The organism is Cytobacillus oceanisediminis, assembly GCF_007830235.1.
GTDB lineage: Bacteria > Bacillota > Bacilli > Bacillales > Cytobacillaceae > Cytobacillus > Cytobacillus oceanisediminis.
Genome location: NZ_VLKI01000002.1, coordinates 98,937 through 114,041, shown reverse-complemented (window position 1 = coordinate 114,041; position 15,105 = coordinate 98,937). Strand labels below are relative to the sequence as shown.

At 43.3% G+C, this 15,105-nt stretch carries 11 protein-coding genes; 2 read left to right on the top strand and 9 right to left on the bottom strand.

Annotated elements, in window-relative coordinates; all coding sequences use genetic code 11:
• Nucleotides 1-43 precede the first annotated feature (43 nt).
• The 8 genes from pcp to IQ19_RS04400 all read right to left on the bottom strand — a co-directional run bounded on the left by pcp (nucleotide 44) and on the right by IQ19_RS04400 (nucleotide 10,243).
• Nucleotides 44-655, bottom strand: coding sequence for a pyroglutamyl-peptidase I (pcp, locus tag IQ19_RS04435; protein WP_144540288.1), 612 nt, complete (start codon nucleotides 653-655; stop codon nucleotides 44-46).
• A 14-nt stretch (nucleotides 656-669) separates the two neighbouring features.
• The gene (locus IQ19_RS04430; RefSeq protein ID WP_144540286.1) at nucleotides 670-3,621 is read right to left on the bottom strand and encodes a M14 family metallopeptidase; all 2,952 of its coding nucleotides are present in this window, start codon (nucleotides 3,619-3,621) and stop codon (nucleotides 670-672) included.
• A 10-nt stretch (nucleotides 3,622-3,631) separates the two neighbouring features.
• Nucleotides 3,632-4,546: an ABC transporter permease gene (locus IQ19_RS04425; RefSeq protein ID WP_144540284.1), complete on the bottom strand. Its 915-nt coding sequence runs from the start codon at nucleotides 4,544-4,546 to the stop codon at nucleotides 3,632-3,634.
• Nucleotides 4,543-5,478, bottom strand: a complete 936-nt coding sequence (gene nikB, locus IQ19_RS04420) for a nickel ABC transporter permease (protein ID WP_110063946.1) — start codon at nucleotides 5,476-5,478, stop codon at nucleotides 4,543-4,545. Before nikB ends, IQ19_RS04425 begins: the two co-directional genes overlap by 4 nt.
• Before the next feature lie 363 nt (nucleotides 5,479-5,841).
• Nucleotides 5,842-7,419 carry an ABC transporter substrate-binding protein gene (locus IQ19_RS04415; protein ID WP_144540282.1) on the bottom strand — a complete coding sequence of 526 codons (1,578 nt, stop codon included), beginning with the start codon at nucleotides 7,417-7,419 and terminating at the stop codon, nucleotides 5,842-5,844.
• A 21-nt stretch (nucleotides 7,420-7,440) separates the two neighbouring features.
• Nucleotides 7,441-8,241, bottom strand: a complete 801-nt coding sequence (locus IQ19_RS04410) for an IclR family transcriptional regulator (RefSeq protein ID WP_144540280.1) — start codon at nucleotides 8,239-8,241, stop codon at nucleotides 7,441-7,443.
• Complete coding sequence (locus IQ19_RS04405) at nucleotides 8,238-9,257, bottom strand: ABC transporter ATP-binding protein (RefSeq protein WP_144540278.1); 1,020 nt, start codon at nucleotides 9,255-9,257, stop codon at nucleotides 8,238-8,240. Before IQ19_RS04405 ends, IQ19_RS04410 begins: the two co-directional genes overlap by 4 nt.
• Nucleotides 9,254-10,243, bottom strand: a complete 990-nt coding sequence (locus IQ19_RS04400) for an ABC transporter ATP-binding protein (protein WP_144540276.1) — start codon at nucleotides 10,241-10,243, stop codon at nucleotides 9,254-9,256. The genes IQ19_RS04405 and IQ19_RS04400 overlap by 4 nt, the downstream gene beginning before the upstream one ends.
• A gap of 363 nt (nucleotides 10,244-10,606) precedes the next feature.
• Here IQ19_RS04400 and treR point away from each other — a divergent pair, with 363 nt between their 5' ends.
• Nucleotides 10,607-11,329, top strand: a complete 723-nt coding sequence (gene treR / locus IQ19_RS04395) for a trehalose operon repressor (protein WP_144540274.1) — start codon at nucleotides 10,607-10,609, stop codon at nucleotides 11,327-11,329.
• 37 nt (nucleotides 11,330-11,366) lie between these two features.
• Here the strand turns inward: treR and IQ19_RS04390 are convergent, their stop codons facing one another.
• Nucleotides 11,367-13,100 (bottom strand): amylo-alpha-1,6-glucosidase, encoded by a 1,734-nt coding sequence (locus IQ19_RS04390; protein WP_144540272.1) that lies wholly within the window; start codon nucleotides 13,098-13,100, stop codon nucleotides 11,367-11,369.
• A gap of 127 nt (nucleotides 13,101-13,227) precedes the next feature.
• Between IQ19_RS04390 and IQ19_RS04385 the strand changes: the two genes are divergently transcribed.
• Nucleotides 13,228-14,673 (top strand): PTS transporter subunit EIIC, encoded by a 1,446-nt coding sequence (locus IQ19_RS04385; protein WP_144540270.1) that lies wholly within the window; start codon nucleotides 13,228-13,230, stop codon nucleotides 14,671-14,673.
• The last annotated feature ends 432 nt before the right edge of the window (nucleotides 14,674-15,105 follow it).

The window sequence follows — 15,105 nt, the reverse complement described above, 5'->3', positions numbered from 1 at the left end:
ATGACGCGGTTATTTCCGAGTTTTTCGAGTGGTACCTGGTACCCTAATGTTTCTCCGCCAGCACCTCAATACAAGTCAAAATTCCTTTTTTGAGGTCTTCGTGGGACCAGCTTGGAATTTTGCCGTGCTGGATGGCGAGTTCGTGGGAGGCTGGGATATGGATAAATCCAGACGGCGTAATTTTATTATGTGTTTTTGCATAATGCAGGCCCTGGTACATGACATGGTTACATAGGTAGGTTCCTGCTGTGTTAGATACTTCTGCAGGCAGGCCTGCTTCTTTTAAGCGATTGACCATGGCTCGTACAGGCAGCGTAGACATGTAGCCGTCTGCTCCGTCTTCCTGGATCATTTCATCAACCGGAACATTGCCGCTGTTGTCAGAATCTCCATCATTCGTGTTAATCGCGATCCGTTCAGGCGTGATTTTATAGCGGCCGCCCGCAAGTCCCAAAGAAATAACCGCGTCCGGCTGGATCTTTTCAATCTGTTCTAAGAGCAGCTTCCCCGACTTTCTGAAATCGACCGGTAAAATTTCGCCATGAATCTTATATTCTCCGACTTCTTGTCCATTTAGTTCGTCCACAATTCGCTTTGTCGGGTTGATCGTAAAATCAAGAAATGGTTCAAAACCAGTTAGCAATAGAGTTTTCATTATTAAAACCTCTTTCATGAAAGATTAATAGGCCGCACCCTTTCATACGATAGCCCATTTCGTTTTACTTCTATGCCTGCCTTTTGAAGAACCTCCAAAATGGCTAAATTAAAAACAATATGTGCTTCTATGCAGCTTTCGAGCACCTCATCATATACCACTTCATCTGCAGCTTCTGAAATCACTTCCGCTGCAATCCAGTCTGGATATCTCGAAATGCCGATTGTTGAATAAGATGGTGCTACATCCGCCTGCCGGTAAAAATGGATGCCTGGCGCTTCCTCAATTGGAAAAACTGCGGGTAGCCACTGGTTGCCATACTTCCTAAACCGCTCCTGCCAGTATTTATTTTCTTTTTCTATGCCGGTGCCGCTGATATATTGGCTAATCCGTTCAACAACAGCCTCCAGATTTCCCACATGCAAATCACGATAGTTTCCGCTCGATAATCTCCCAATCCCGTAGATTTTGGCACTTGGAAGAAAATATGAAACAGGAAAGCGCGGCGGACTATTATAGCCTGCAAATGGCTGGACCCACTCATGCGCTGGGATGCCGTGGTCATCAACAATTACGTCCGGTGCCCAGCGGCGCAGAATTTCCGGATAAATGTTCGCCTCGCCAAATACCGTTTTTTGGAAACGAACAAGTGAGTACTCCAGCCCAACGGCATTATACCTGGCAGCATGATGTTTCCATTCCGGATGCTCTTCAATAAGCTTGGTAACAAGCTCATATCCATCCGGATTTGCCAGAGGCAGGATCACGAGATTTACATCTTTCAGCCAATCTCCAAACTTGTTATCGGCACGTTCCAATAACTGAAGGACAGCAGGCGTACTCGATACCTCATTGGAATGATGCCCCGCTTCTATAAAAATCGTTTTCTTGAACAATGACATTTTCAAAGGAGAATAAAACTCCTCCCCAGCATCCATAAAACATTCAATAATAGGAATAGCATGCCCCCGGTAGGAGTGGTCCGGGTATAAAATGCGATAGGAATCCTGCTCGGACAGCCAGTGCTGTACATCCGGATGGATATGCCCTTCAGGTTTTTCAAAGGCTTCTACTGACAGGGTGACTTCTTCCTTCCCATTGGTCATGACAGCTTCGGCCAGAGCACCCTTTTCATCAAATCGGATGGAGGTTGTCACCCAATCTTCAAGCGGCTTGTCTACCCAGCTATACACCCGAATATAGGCTTCAGGTTTTTCCCCTTCTCTGACATGCATAAAAGGATGGACACCCCCGGGTGCATTGAATGACTTTCCTTCGAGCTCTTCACCCATATGGGCGAAATAATCCAGTGTATTGAAATAAAGATCCTCATGCAAGGCTTCAAGTGAAGAAATTCGCTCTTCATCAACCGGAAGCTTCCGTTCTTCCTCACTCATCCACACATCGATTTCAATCCGGTCAAACAGCGGCCGTGTGTGGCCCTGGCCTTCTCTATAATCGGCAACTTCTCTGCGAAGCCTTGGCAGCACTTCCTCTGTATAAAAGCGGTAAAAACGTTCCCTGTCAGTTTGGATGATCTGTTCTCTGACAGCACCCTCGCCCGTACGAACGCGAACTGCACTCGAAACAGGATATACATAATGCTTTCCATCCACATATGGCAGCTCAGAAACAGGAACATCCAATGAGCTTACAAAATGCCTCATGCCCCGTTCATCCACACGAAAAACAACATATGTATGTTCCGATTTATCCTCTAACTGATAATTAACGAGTTCCGCCTTCAGACCGAACTCTTCCTCTATAAGCCTGTCTGCAGGGTACATCTCCTGGATCCAGCGAATCGGAAGCTCAAGCCCATTTTCGCTGGATTCCTTCTTCACTTTTATCTCCAGCCCTTGAACAGCTTCGCCAGAGTCCCCCAATTCAGGCAGAACCTCTTCAACAAGCCAATGCAGCGCTGTTTTAAAAGCAGACCGAACTTTTAACGACTTAACTTCAGGAAACAGATCCTTCCACTTTTTCTTTAGCTCCCGGCGGACTTCACCCGGCTCTGATAAAAAAATCTCAATATCAGCACCTGAAAGGTCCTCTGAATCTTTTAAAATTCTATAAGCCATTTCTGTTTCCTGTACATCCTCCCATTCCGCTTCAAACAGCAGCGGAGCCTCCGTCTTTTGCTTTAAACTATATCCCTGTTCCCAGTAGCCAAATGCACCGCCCTCGCTCCAATGCTTCTCCCTTGCAAGATGGTGGGCAGCCGAGCCTACTAATTCCTTTGGTCCTTTTAGCTGCAGCACATTCGGTTCTGTCAGCTCTAAACTGGCACTGGAATCTTCTAAAACCTCCAGCCGAAGCCCTCCCGATGAACGCTCACCTGTTACAGGAAAAACAATGTCAGTAGAATACATCGCACTTCTTGCAGCAAAGTCACATAATCCTTTTAAAAGCTCGGCTGTTTTAACCGTTTCTTCAATACTCACATTCAAATGCAACAGTTTGGATGGGGACGCTTCATTATTTTTACCAACACCAGAAAAGCTCCACAAATCACTCAAACTATTAATTTCAGGATGTGCCTCTTCACCCCTGCCCTCAATCGTCTTGATAAAAACTTGTCCCGCAGCCAGCTTGCCATCTTTAAATTCAATCGTGTCACTTGTCCCAGCGGACTCCTCAGGATCCATCGCAGCTATAAGTTTCAGCAAATCGGATAATTCCGCTTCGCTCTTATAACGAACAATAAGCTCCCAATTTTCAAGTCTTATCTCCGTTTTCACATCCGAATAGATAAAACTCATTTTCACAGCACTGTTACCATGTTCAAAAAAACGAAGGGATAAAGAGGTAGTCTCATATCCCAGCCGGGCACAGAAATCAATTAATCCCTCCGGAGCGAGATGATCCGGCAGGTCTATAAATACAGCGGTTCCATCAATGACTCCATCGTCATTGTTATCACGAAGCAAACCTTCCTTCGTCCATATTGCGAGAATATTATCCACCCTTATTCACCTACAGTTTCATATTAGGGTCAAAACGGTCACGTAGCCAATCTCCAAGCAGGTTAAATCCCAATACAGTCAGCATAATCGCAACACCAGGGAAAGTGGCTGTCCACCATGCCGATGTTACGTAGTTGCGGCTATCTGCCAGCATTCCTCCCCATGATGGAATCGTCGGATCGACACCCAATCCAAGGAAGGTCAGAGAAGCTTCCAACAGAATAAACTCAGCAATATACATCGTTCCAAGTACAAGAATGGAGGACATAACATTCGGTAAAATGTGCTTTCTGATAATTGTAAAATTAGTGCCGCCAATCGCTTTCGCAGCCTGAACATATTCCTGCTCTTTTAGAGAAATAACCTCTCCTCTAATCAGACGCGCAAACCCAACCCAGTAGGTCAGACCCAGAATAATAATGATTTTCCAAATACCCGTTCCAAGTACACTCATAATAACAATCGCAAAAAGCATAAAAGGAAAGGCTAATTGAATATCGGCTATACGCATAATAAAATCATCCAGCCATTTACCAAAATAGCCTGAAATGAGGCCAAGCACTGTTCCGATAACCATGGAGATGATAACGCCGAAAAACCCTACCATTAGTGAGATCTTCGCACCATGGATAATTCTGCTCAATAAATCCCGGCCTACCTGGTCAGCCCCGAGGAAGAAAACAGATTCTCCCGTTTCATCCGCCCAGGAAGGTGGCGCAAGGCGTGAAGTCAGATTGGCTTTGGAAGGATCAAACGGGGCAATCCATTGTGCAAATAGTGCCGCTGAAACACTTAAAACGACAAGGACGATCCCGATCACACCGGCTGGATTCTTTTTGATGAAGTTCCAGATTTTTTTCATAAAAGGCTTTTTGGCCGTAACTGGCTGCTGTTGCGGTGTTTTTTCCAGTTCTAAAGTTGTCATGCTCTTCCGCTCCCCCCAATTTTAATTCTTGGATCAATAAGGGTGTAGCTTAAATCAATGATTAAGTTCACTACGACCATGATGACGGCAAGGAAAATAACGCCGCCCTGAATCACTGGATAATCACGCTGATTGATGGCGTCTATAATTAAACGTCCAATTCCCGGCCACGAAAAGATTTGTTCCACAATAACGGTACCGCCCAGCAGCGATCCAAACTGAAGGCCAAGAAAAGTAACCGTTGGCAATAAAGCATTCCGGAAAGCATGCTTAATAATTACTGCCCAATCACTGATCCCTTTCGATTTTGCGGTTGATACATATTGCTGGTTCATCACTTCAAGCATGGAAGAACGAACAAGCCTTGCCAATATACCTGATAAAATCATGCCAAGCGTAATGGATGGCAAAATAAGATGCTCGAAGCTTTCAAAGCCTGATGAAGGCAGCCATTTTAAATTAACGGCAAAAATCAAAATCAGCATGATGCCAAGCCAAAAGTTAGGGAATGAAATACCGATTAATGAAAAAATACGTCCGAAGAAATCGACGCCTGTCCCTCTTTTCACGGCCGATAAAATTCCAACTGGAAAGGCGATTAGCATCGCTACAGTAATGCCGCCAAACGCAAGTGCCAATGTGGCGCCAAGCCGTTCCATAATCAAGTCCATGACCGGCATGCCGCTTCTAAACGACTCTCCCAAGTCAAACGTAACGAGACCTTTTAGAAAAATTCCATATTGAACATAAATTGGTTTATCCAGTCCGAGATTGCGCCTCACTTCTTCAATTGCTTCTTTTGTCGGCTCACCCGCTGAAAACATGACTGAAACCGGATCGCCAGTCAGGCGAATGGAAAAGAAGATAATCAAAGAAATAGCAAATACAACTAAGATGGTATGGAGCAATCTGCGAATAATATAAGCTGCCATTTTTGTTCCCCCTAAGAAAAGCGCAAGCGCCTTCGGAACAAGCAAAAACCGCTTGTTCCTGCGATGTTCATCCAAGGAAGCTTTCCTTGGTGCCCACCGACAAGCACAAGACGAGCCTCCCGTTCTTTGCCTTTTTGGGAGGATTCGCTTGTGACCTCGAGCGGGTAGGCTGCTTGCGCTAGACAGTTTTCAACGTTCAAAATCTTAAAATTTCTTATTTTATAAATAAACGCAAAAGCCCTGATCCCGGTATTGGATGATTTGCATTCCGCGGACCAGGCACAGCCAGATGCACTCCGGCTCGTAAAATTCTTAAAAGAAAGAGATAGCATGAAGACCATACTATCTCTTTTTAAAGGTCATTTACTTAACTGTTACTTCTTCCAAACGCATACGGTCCTCATGAGGCGGCTGGAAGTTTTGAACACGCTTGTTCACTGCATATAAATCAACCGCAGAATAAAGGTTCAATTCTGGAGCTTGATCGTAAAGAACTTCTGTAAGCTCCTTGAAGATTTTTTCGCGTTCTTCCTGATCAACAGTCGCACGCTGTGCAGCAAGAAGCTCTTCTACTTTTTCATCCTTAAAGGAAGGATTCCATTGCTCGCCTTCGTGATACATTAAGTAAGCTGTATTATCAAAGTCAAGCGTCCATCCGCCCCAGCCCTGGCGATACATATGTCCTGCATTGCCGTTCGGGATTAGGTCAGAAATAAGAGTCGTGTTATCAACACTGTTGATGTTTACTTTTAAGCCAACTTCTTCAAGATAGAAAGAAACAATCTGTGCAATCTCTTTGAAATTTCCGTCGTTACCCGGAATAAATAGGTCAAGCTCTGTTCCTTCGCTCACACCTGCTTCTTTTAATAGTTCCTTCGCTTTTTCAGGATCATATGGGTATGGTTCTAAATCAGGGTTGTTTCCGAAAGAAAGCTCACTTTGGAATGTGCTGATTGGCTTGCCATAGCCGCCAAGGATTTCGTTTATGATTGCTTCTTTATCAACTGCATAGTTAATCGCTTGTCTTACTTCTTTCTGATCAAGCGGCATCTTCGCCGTATCAAAACGCAAAGAGAATGCTGTTGGTGTACCAACTTCCTGCAGTTCAAGGAAGCCTGATTCCTTCACTGTATCTGCCTGGGCAACCTCAACGCGTTTCATAACATCGATTTTTCCTGTTTGAAGCTCAGCAAGTCTTGTTGAAGCTTCAGGGATCACTTTGAAAACAACCTTATCCAGCTTTGGAAGTCCTTCTTTCCAGTATTCAGGGTTCTTTTCCAATACGACTTCCTGGTCACGCTTATAGCCTGTCATTTTGAAAGGGCCAGTACCAACAGGGTTATTATTGAAATGCTCGTCCCCTTTTTCAGCAATATACTTTGGAGGTACAATAACAGCTCCATAACCGGCAAGCTTTGTTAAAAGAACCGGATCCTGTGATTTTAACTTCATGTTAACAGTAAACTCATCAACAACCTCTACACTGTCAATGGATGTATAGTTGGAGTATTGAGGTCCTTTTTGTCCTTCTTCACCCAACAGACGGTCAAATGTGAATTTAACAGCCTCGGCGTTGAATGGCTCTCCATTATGGAAAGTAACTCCCTGGCGAAGCTTGAATTGCAATGTTTTATCATCAAGATATTCCCAGCTTTCAGCCAAACCAGGCTGAATCTCCAAATCTAGATTACGGTCTACCAGTCCTTCAAATACAGAAGTACCGATCGTACTCCAATCCAATAGGAAGGTATCAATCGGATCCCAGTTTTGCGGATCCCCTGAAACGCCAATGACAAGCTCATTATCGCGGCCTTCCACCGGATTTTTTTCGCTGTTCTTGCTTTCACTTGAACTTGATTTCTCTCCTCCGCCTGAACATGCAGACAAAATGAGTGTAAAGGTCATAAATACGGCAAACAATGATAGTAATCTCTTCTTCATTCTCTTTCCCCCTGTAATAATTTAGTTTATTTTTCCCCCATATGGATATGGAAGGTTATAACCAATCTCCTTGGAAATGCCGGCTGCCGCTTCCCAAAGAGGGCCTAAGAAATGATGGACCTTATCTCTTGGAAATGACATTGAAAATCCAGCAATGCTTAATGAGTATGAAACGGTTCCGTACCGATCAAAAATCGGAACGGCTATAGAAACGGTGCCTTCCTCCAGTTCGGAATCACTGTAAGCAAAACCCGTCTCTCTCGTTTCTTTTACCAAATGAAGAACTTCTTCTTTTGATTTAGGTGTTTGGCTTGCATATGGGATAATGGGTTTTTCCAGCACATCTGAAATTTGTTCGTCCGGCAAAAAGGATAGAAGTGTGCGCGTGCAGGCTCCAGCATATAGCGGCGCTTGCCTGCCAACTCGTGTATAAAGCCGGACAGGGCGAGTGCTTTCAATTTTCTCCAAATATATCCCTGCATTTTGTTCCCGAATGACTAGCTGGACTGCTTCATTGAACATCCCCTGAAGATTCTTCATATAAGGAAGAGCAATCCTGCGAATCTCAAATCGTGCGGCAACCCGCTCCCCCATCTCCAGAAATTTAATGCCTAACCCATACCTTTCACCATCAACAACCATGCCATCCTGATGAATGGTCACTCGCTGCAAATACCCGAATTCAGTAAAGGACCTTAAAAGGCGAAAAGCGGTTGCCTTAGGGATTCCTAAGGTCTTTGAGATTTCATCCAGTCTCCAGTAAGGCTTTTCTTCTGTAAAAATTTCTAAGAGATGGAGACCTTTTTCGATTGTTTTGCTCATACTGGTTCTCCTGCTGCAACAGATTTTTTCCCAGCTTCGGTATATAAATGGCAGGACACTGCATGCTGGTCTTCCACCGCCTGAAGGGTTGGCTGATCCGTTGTACAGACATCCATGCAGGAAGCACATCGCGGATGGAATGTACATCCGCTTGGAGGATTCGAAGGGCTTGGTACATCTCCTTTTAAAATAATCCTCTTTTTCTTTTTAAGCGGATGAGGGCTTGGCAGAGCTGAAAGCAGAGCTTCAGCATATGGATGCATAGGCTTATCATATAATCGATTTTTCTCTGCAATTTCGACCATCTTGCCAAGATACATGACGCCAATGCGATCGCAGAAATGTTTGACAACGCTCAAATCGTGGGAAATAAAGATATATGTAAGTCCCAGCTCTTTCTGTAAATCCCTCATTAAATTAAGGACTTGTGACTGAATCGATACATCCAGCGCTGATACCGGTTCATCCGCAATGATCAATTTAGGCTTAGAAATTAAGGCTCTTGCGATTCCAATACGCTGGCGCTGCCCTCCGGAAAACTCGTGCGGAAAGCGTGTAAGCTGTGCGGGTGTTAATCCAACCTGGTCCGCGACTTCCAATAGCCTTCTTTCTCTTTCCTTGCGATCGGCCACCCCGAAATTAATAAGGGGCTCTTCAATAATGTCCCGAACTCTCATTCTCGGATTCAATGAAGCAAAAGGATCCTGGAAAACAATTTGAATATCCTTTCGCAATGTTCTCATTTCACTGTTATTAAGCTCGGCAAGGTTTCGGCCTTGAAAATAGATGTTTCCTTCAGTCGGTTCAAGCAGACGTAAGATTGTTCTGCCTGTTGTACTCTTTCCGCAGCCTGACTCTCCAACAATCCCGAAAGTTTCACCTTCCATAACTTCAAAGGAAACTCCGTCAACTGCTTTTACATGCTGGAGCGTTTTGTTTCCAAAAATGCCCCCTTTAACCGGAAAGTGCTTTTTCAGGTTTTCTACTTTTAATAAAACGTTTTGTTCTTCTGTCATGTTGCAACCACCTCCGACTTTTTCTCCTCAAAAAGCCAGCATTTAACCTGTGAACCCGACTCTGTTTCAAAAAGCGGCGGGGTTTCGTTACAGCGTTCGTGCGCTAAAGTACAACGCGGTGCAAATCGGCAGCCGGCTGGCATATTGCCCGGTGCCGGTACGACTCCCGGTATGGAAGATAAATATTCCTTTTGTTCATCCACATCTGGTAAAGAAGCAATTAACCCTCTTGTATAAGGATGCTTTGGATTGTCAAACAGCTCTACAACCAAAGATTCTTCAACAATTTCTCCTGCATACATCACGATTACGCGGTCACACATTTCTGCTACAACACCCAGATCATGTGTAATCAGGACGATCGACATATCCAGCTGATTCTGGATATCTTTCATCAGCTCCAGAATCTGTGCTTGGATCGTTACATCCAGAGCAGTTGTTGGTTCATCCGCAATCAGCACTTCAGGATTGCAGGAAAGAGCAATGGCGATCATAACTCTTTGGCGCATACCGCCTGAAAGCTGATAAGGATACTCATCCAGAACATGTTCCGGCCTTGGAATCCCGACAAGCTTCAGCATTTCCAACGCACGGGCCCTGGCAGCTTTCTTGGAGACCTTCTCATGGCTTAAAACCATCTCCATAATCTGTTCCCCAATGGTATACACAGGATTTAAAGAACTCATCGGTTCCTGAAAAATCATCGATATTTTTTTACCCCGGATTTTTCGCCAATCCTTCTTGGAAAAATCCTTAAAGTGAAGGTCCCCTAACCGGACATCACCATCATGCCTCTCCACTCCAGGTGGCAAAAGGCCCATCAAGGAAAGTGAAGTCATACTTTTCCCGCAGCCCGATTCCCCTACAATTCCGAGAGTCTCTCCTTTATGAAGATAAAAACTAATTCCGTTAACAATGGCTATTTTCTCGCCATCATCCTTGATCCCAACCTTTAACTTATCAACCTCTAAAACTCTTTGAACCATTATGACACTCCTAACGGTTTCATTTTGTGAAATGCAATTTCATTTTTTGTATAATTTAAATCATATTTAATAATCCGAATATTTTCAATAGTATTTGGCGAAAAAGTTAGATAATTTCGTAAAAAAATTAAGAAATAAGAACTAAAAAGGAAATAACTTCTTGTTATTTCTAATAAGCGGGAACGGTACCAGGTACCTATACCAGTTAGGACAACTGGTATAGGTACCTGGTACTTGTCTCTGAGGTTTTGGTACTAAAATGTTAGAATTTAAAAAATTTGTTATTATATAATTATTCCTAAGAACATTCGGCTTTGCTTTTATGTTCGTAAAGGATATGCACTACAATCACCGGGAGATATCATGGCTAAAATTAAATATCTTGAAATATACAATGATTTAAAAAACAAAATAGACAGCAAGGTATACACGTTCCAGCAGCTGCTTCCTTCTGAAAATACTCTAGTAAAACATTATGATTGCTCCAGAAATACCGTTCGGCGGGCAATTGCCAATCTGGTTTCAGACGGGTATGTCCAAACCATTCATGGGCAGGGCGTCCGTGTGATTTATCAGGAGTTAAAGCAAAAAGAGTATCTGTTTGGAGGCATTGAGACATTTAAAGAGTCTTCGATCCGAAACAAAAATAAATACCGGACAGAAGTCGTCTTTTTTACTGAATTAACAGTGGACGAAGAAATAGAACAGCTAACTTCATTCCCCATAAGTACCGAAATCTATTATCTGCAGAGAGTGCGTTATCTGGATGAAAAGCCTTTGATTATTGACTACAATTATTTTCGAAAAGATATTGTAAAAGATTTAACGAAGGAAATTGCCGAAGATTCCATCTACGAATACATGGAGAATGAGTTAAAGGAAAACATTATTACCACAAAAAGAATGATGACGGTTGAAAAAATAAATGAGCTGGATCAAACCTATCTGAACCTGCAGGACTACAATTGTGTAGCGATTGTAACCAATTTTACCTTTAACGCGGATGGCGTGATGTTTGAATTCACCCAATCCAGGCATACGCCTGACTCCTTCGTGTTTTTCGAGCAGGCACAGAGGATAAAATAAAAAGATCCCCGGCACATGATGGGTGCCGGGGACTTTTTTATGCAGTTGCTTGCTGTATTTTAGCAGCCAGATAAATGAATGTGCTTGCCGTCCAAGTAAAGGATGGATCTCTTAACCCCTCACCTGTAAGGGCATTGAAGTTTTCTGCAAAGCCATTCTGATGAACAAGCTCGCAATATTTTTCACTAACGGACAGCGCTGCCTCTGTTTCGCCGCATCTTTCCAGAGCATCGATGAGAATAAGCGTAGTCGGTGCCCAGATGGCGCCGCGCCAATAGGCATCATCCTGGTAAAGGCTGCTGTCAACCGCTTCTGAGGCAATGCCCCATTCTGTTGTATATTTGTCGCTCTTAATGGTTTCAACCATTTTCTTTCTGGCAGATGCCGGCAGTTTATCTGCGATCAGAAGAGACATAAGCGGCAGGTAACTCTCGCTTTCGATCACTTCACCTGTAGACATGACACGCGCAGCAGGTAAATCATCCACAAGGAAGTAAGAACAAAACAGGTCTGTCAGCCGTTTTGATTCCTGTTCCCAATAGCTCTTCTCTTCTGATTTCCCCAGCTTTTCAGCGGCCATTGCCAGCATATCCATATCCTTGATTAGAAAAGCAGTCAGGTCTGGAGAATCAATAATATTGGCATTTCTGAACACTGTACTATTATCCTGGCCCGAATCATTGCCGTGATGATATTCCGGAATACCATCTTCATTAGAATCCTTATAAGTCAGATAAAACTGGACCTGTTTCTCAATTTGACGGTAAATGGCCTCAAGCTGCTCCGTTGAGAAATCCATTTTTTCCATCATTTTTGTATAAGCCCAGCCGTGAACAGGCGGTTTGGCAAAGTTCCAGCGCATGGTGGAGTCACTGAGAGAACCAGGTATTTGCCCAAGCTCATCCTGATAATCAAACAGGACAGCCATTTGATCCCAGGCCAATTGATTATCCACTCCAGCTAATGCGATCGCATTGAAGCAATGATCCCAGCTCCACGTTCCAAGGAAATAGTTATTGGAAACAAACATCGTATCGCGCTTCAAGTAGCCTTCCGGTTTAACAAAAGAAGACCAATTAATGTAGGCAGCATTGATTTGTGTATCCTTATATTTTTCTGCTGCCTCTGGCAATTTGCTGCAATAGTCATCAAACGCTTTCCTGCTTTTTTCAAGTGATTGCTCAAAGCTGTATTCATGTTCAGCAGGCTTCCCGCCATGTGTAGGAAGGTCCTCGATCACACATAAAAATCCGCTTCCATCGATAGATGAGATATCAATGGCGGACTGATTTTCCGCTTCATTCGTGCTCCCTTTGCTATCCATGTAAACATCCTGATTTAAAGCAACTGAACCGTTAGGGCAGAAAATCATGAATTTGGTTAAGTTTTTATAGCTGTTTACAATGCAGTATTCGCTGCCTTTTTTACCCAATAAATAATTATATTCAAAATTGTAGACAGGCTGTGTGTCCAGACGCAGTCCAGTATTTTCCCCTGTCCCTTTAATCATAATTTCCGCATCACTGTCAAAGCAGATAGAGATTTCCCCGCCTGAGAAACGCAATGAAATCTGATTATAGTCTGCTATGTATTCGTAATCAATGGGTGCTCCGCTGACAGTTGGAATCAGCTTTAACACATTCATATGGCTTCTTGACTTACCTCTTAATGAGTTTAAATAAAGGCCTGTTTTCAATGCCTCCTCATGCTCCTGAAAGGCAAGAGCCATATAAGAGCCATAATAGCTTAACGGTGTTTTGGTTATATCCATGATAGCCGGACACTCCTTAAAATTTTTTCAAAATTCATTTGTATATACAAGTAAAGTATATTATACTGAACTTGTTTAAACAAGTTGGCCTTAAATGAAAGCCATTACATAGCGAGGTGTTTACCATATGTCAAAATTAAATGAAAACGTTTCCTCCATTATCGAAAACGTCGGAGGGGCAGAAAACGTTGTAACCGCAACACACTGTGTCACCCGACTTCGATTAGTGCTCGATAACGAAGAGCTAGTCGATGTGAAGAAATTGGAAGAAAATGAACTTGTAAAGGGAACCTTCTCAGCAAGCGGCCAGTTTCAGGTTATTATCGGACCTGGACTGGTTGAAAAAGTATACGCCGAGTTTGTGAAACAAACAGGCACAGAAGAAGTATCTTCAGAGGAATTAAGAGAAATTACGTCTAAAAAGAAAAACGTCATTCAAAGAGGCGTTCGAGTTCTGGCGGACATTTTTATCCCGATCCTGCCGGCCATCGTTGCAGCCGGTTTACTAATGGGATTAAACAATGTCCTGGCCAATCCTGGCATTTTTTATGAAGGAAAATCCGTACTCGATGTCCATGCAGAATGGTCCGGCTTTGCAGGAATTATTAATCTGATCTCCAATACCGCCTTTACTTTCCTGCCCGCACTCATTGCTTTCTCTGCAGCAAAGAAATTCGGCGGAAACCCTGTACTGGGAATTGTACTTGGCCTTATCATGGTTCATCCTGAACTGATGAATGCATATGCATTTGCATCTGACCCGGGCTCAGTAGAAAAATGGAATCTGTTTGGATTTGAAATTGCAAAAGTAGGCTACCAGGGGCAAGTTATCCCGGTTCTGTTTGCAGCGTATCTGCTTGCAACACTTGAGAAGAGTTTAAGACGAATCATTCCGGAAAGCCTGCAGCTATTAGCTGTTGCGCCGATTGCCCTGATCATTACGGGGATTGCGACATTTACAGTCATTGGACCTGTTACCATGACGGGAGCCAACTGGATTACAGATGGTATTTTATACTTATTCGATGTTTCACCAGTATTGGCAGGCGCTGTCTATGGATTAATTTCACCGCCGCTTGTTATTACCGGAATGCATCACTTATTCCTGGGTGTAAACCTGCAAATGGCAGGCTCACTAGGCTATGTAACGCTATGGCCGATCGGCGAAACCGTTACTTTAGCACAAGGTATCGCAGCCTTAACCATGTTCTTCTTAATAAAAAATAATAAAAAGCTAAAAAGCGTATCCCTTTCTGCAACCGTTTCCGCTTGGCTGGGCATCACAGAGCCAGCCATCTATGGAGTTAACCTGAGATTCAGATACCCATTTATCGCGGTCATGATTGGAAGCGCCATTGGAAGCGCATACCTTGCCTTTATGGATGTAAAAGCCACCTCTGTAGGTGTCGGCGGAATGCTGTCATTCCTATCTGTATTCCCGGAACACTGGGGTTCTTATTTTACTGGAATGGCCATTACCGCCGTTATCACAGTTGGATTAACATTGCTGTTTAGTAAAGGAAAGATGTTTAAATCGAAGGAAGTTGAAACAGAAGTGAAGGAAGCAGCTTAAGAGTTTGAGAGAGCCCGGGAGACTGGGCTTTTTTTATGGGATTGGCGGTGGAGGACCAAAATTTGATTCAATGGGACTAATTGGACCGGTTCCCCACCATATATTTGTATATTTTTAATGAACTGTTTGATAAAACACTAAAAAACTAACCTGCAATTCCGGGCTAGCCTTTCTTAAAAATAATTTATTCGCTAAATTCTTCTGTTTATTTGTAAGTTTGAGCGATTTGTTCGCTAATTTACTAAATTGTTCGCGAGTTCCTGCTGTTTATTTGTAAATTTCAAATATTTATTCGTAAAGTTCACAATTTGGCCTGGAATACGCCCGGCAACGAATTAAGAACATCTTCCCATTAAACCAGCTTATGTAGCAAGAACTCATGCTGGTTGCACTATTCAATCAAACGTTTGATTGAACTCTATCTAGTAAAAA

What these genes read in the sequence shown, in the direction of transcription:
- IQ19_RS04405 (WP_144540278.1), bottom strand. Translation starts at nt 9,257, where the DNA reads ATGACAGAAGAACAAAACGTTTTATTAAAAGTAGAAAACCTGAAAAAG.
- IQ19_RS04415 (WP_144540282.1), bottom strand. Translation starts at nt 7,419, where the DNA reads ATGAAGAAGAGATTACTATCATTGTTTGCCGTATTTATGACCTTTACA.
- pcp (WP_144540288.1), bottom strand. Translation starts at nt 655, where the DNA reads ATGAAAACTCTATTGCTAACTGGTTTTGAACCATTTCTTGATTTTACG.
- IQ19_RS04390 (WP_144540272.1), bottom strand. Translation starts at nt 13,100, where the DNA reads ATGGATATAACCAAAACACCGTTAAGCTATTATGGCTCTTATATGGCT.
- treR (WP_144540274.1), top strand. Translation starts at nt 10,607, where the DNA reads ATGGCTAAAATTAAATATCTTGAAATATACAATGATTTAAAAAACAAA.
- IQ19_RS04425 (WP_144540284.1), bottom strand. Translation starts at nt 4,546, where the DNA reads ATGACAACTTTAGAACTGGAAAAAACACCGCAACAGCAGCCAGTTACG.
- IQ19_RS04410 (WP_144540280.1), bottom strand. Translation starts at nt 8,241, where the DNA reads ATGAGCAAAACAATCGAAAAAGGTCTCCATCTCTTAGAAATTTTTACA.
- IQ19_RS04400 (WP_144540276.1), bottom strand. Translation starts at nt 10,243, where the DNA reads ATGGTTCAAAGAGTTTTAGAGGTTGATAAGTTAAAGGTTGGGATCAAG.
- IQ19_RS04385 (WP_144540270.1), top strand. Translation starts at nt 13,228, where the DNA reads ATGTCAAAATTAAATGAAAACGTTTCCTCCATTATCGAAAACGTCGGA.
- nikB (WP_110063946.1), bottom strand. Translation starts at nt 5,478, where the DNA reads ATGGCAGCTTATATTATTCGCAGATTGCTCCATACCATCTTAGTTGTA.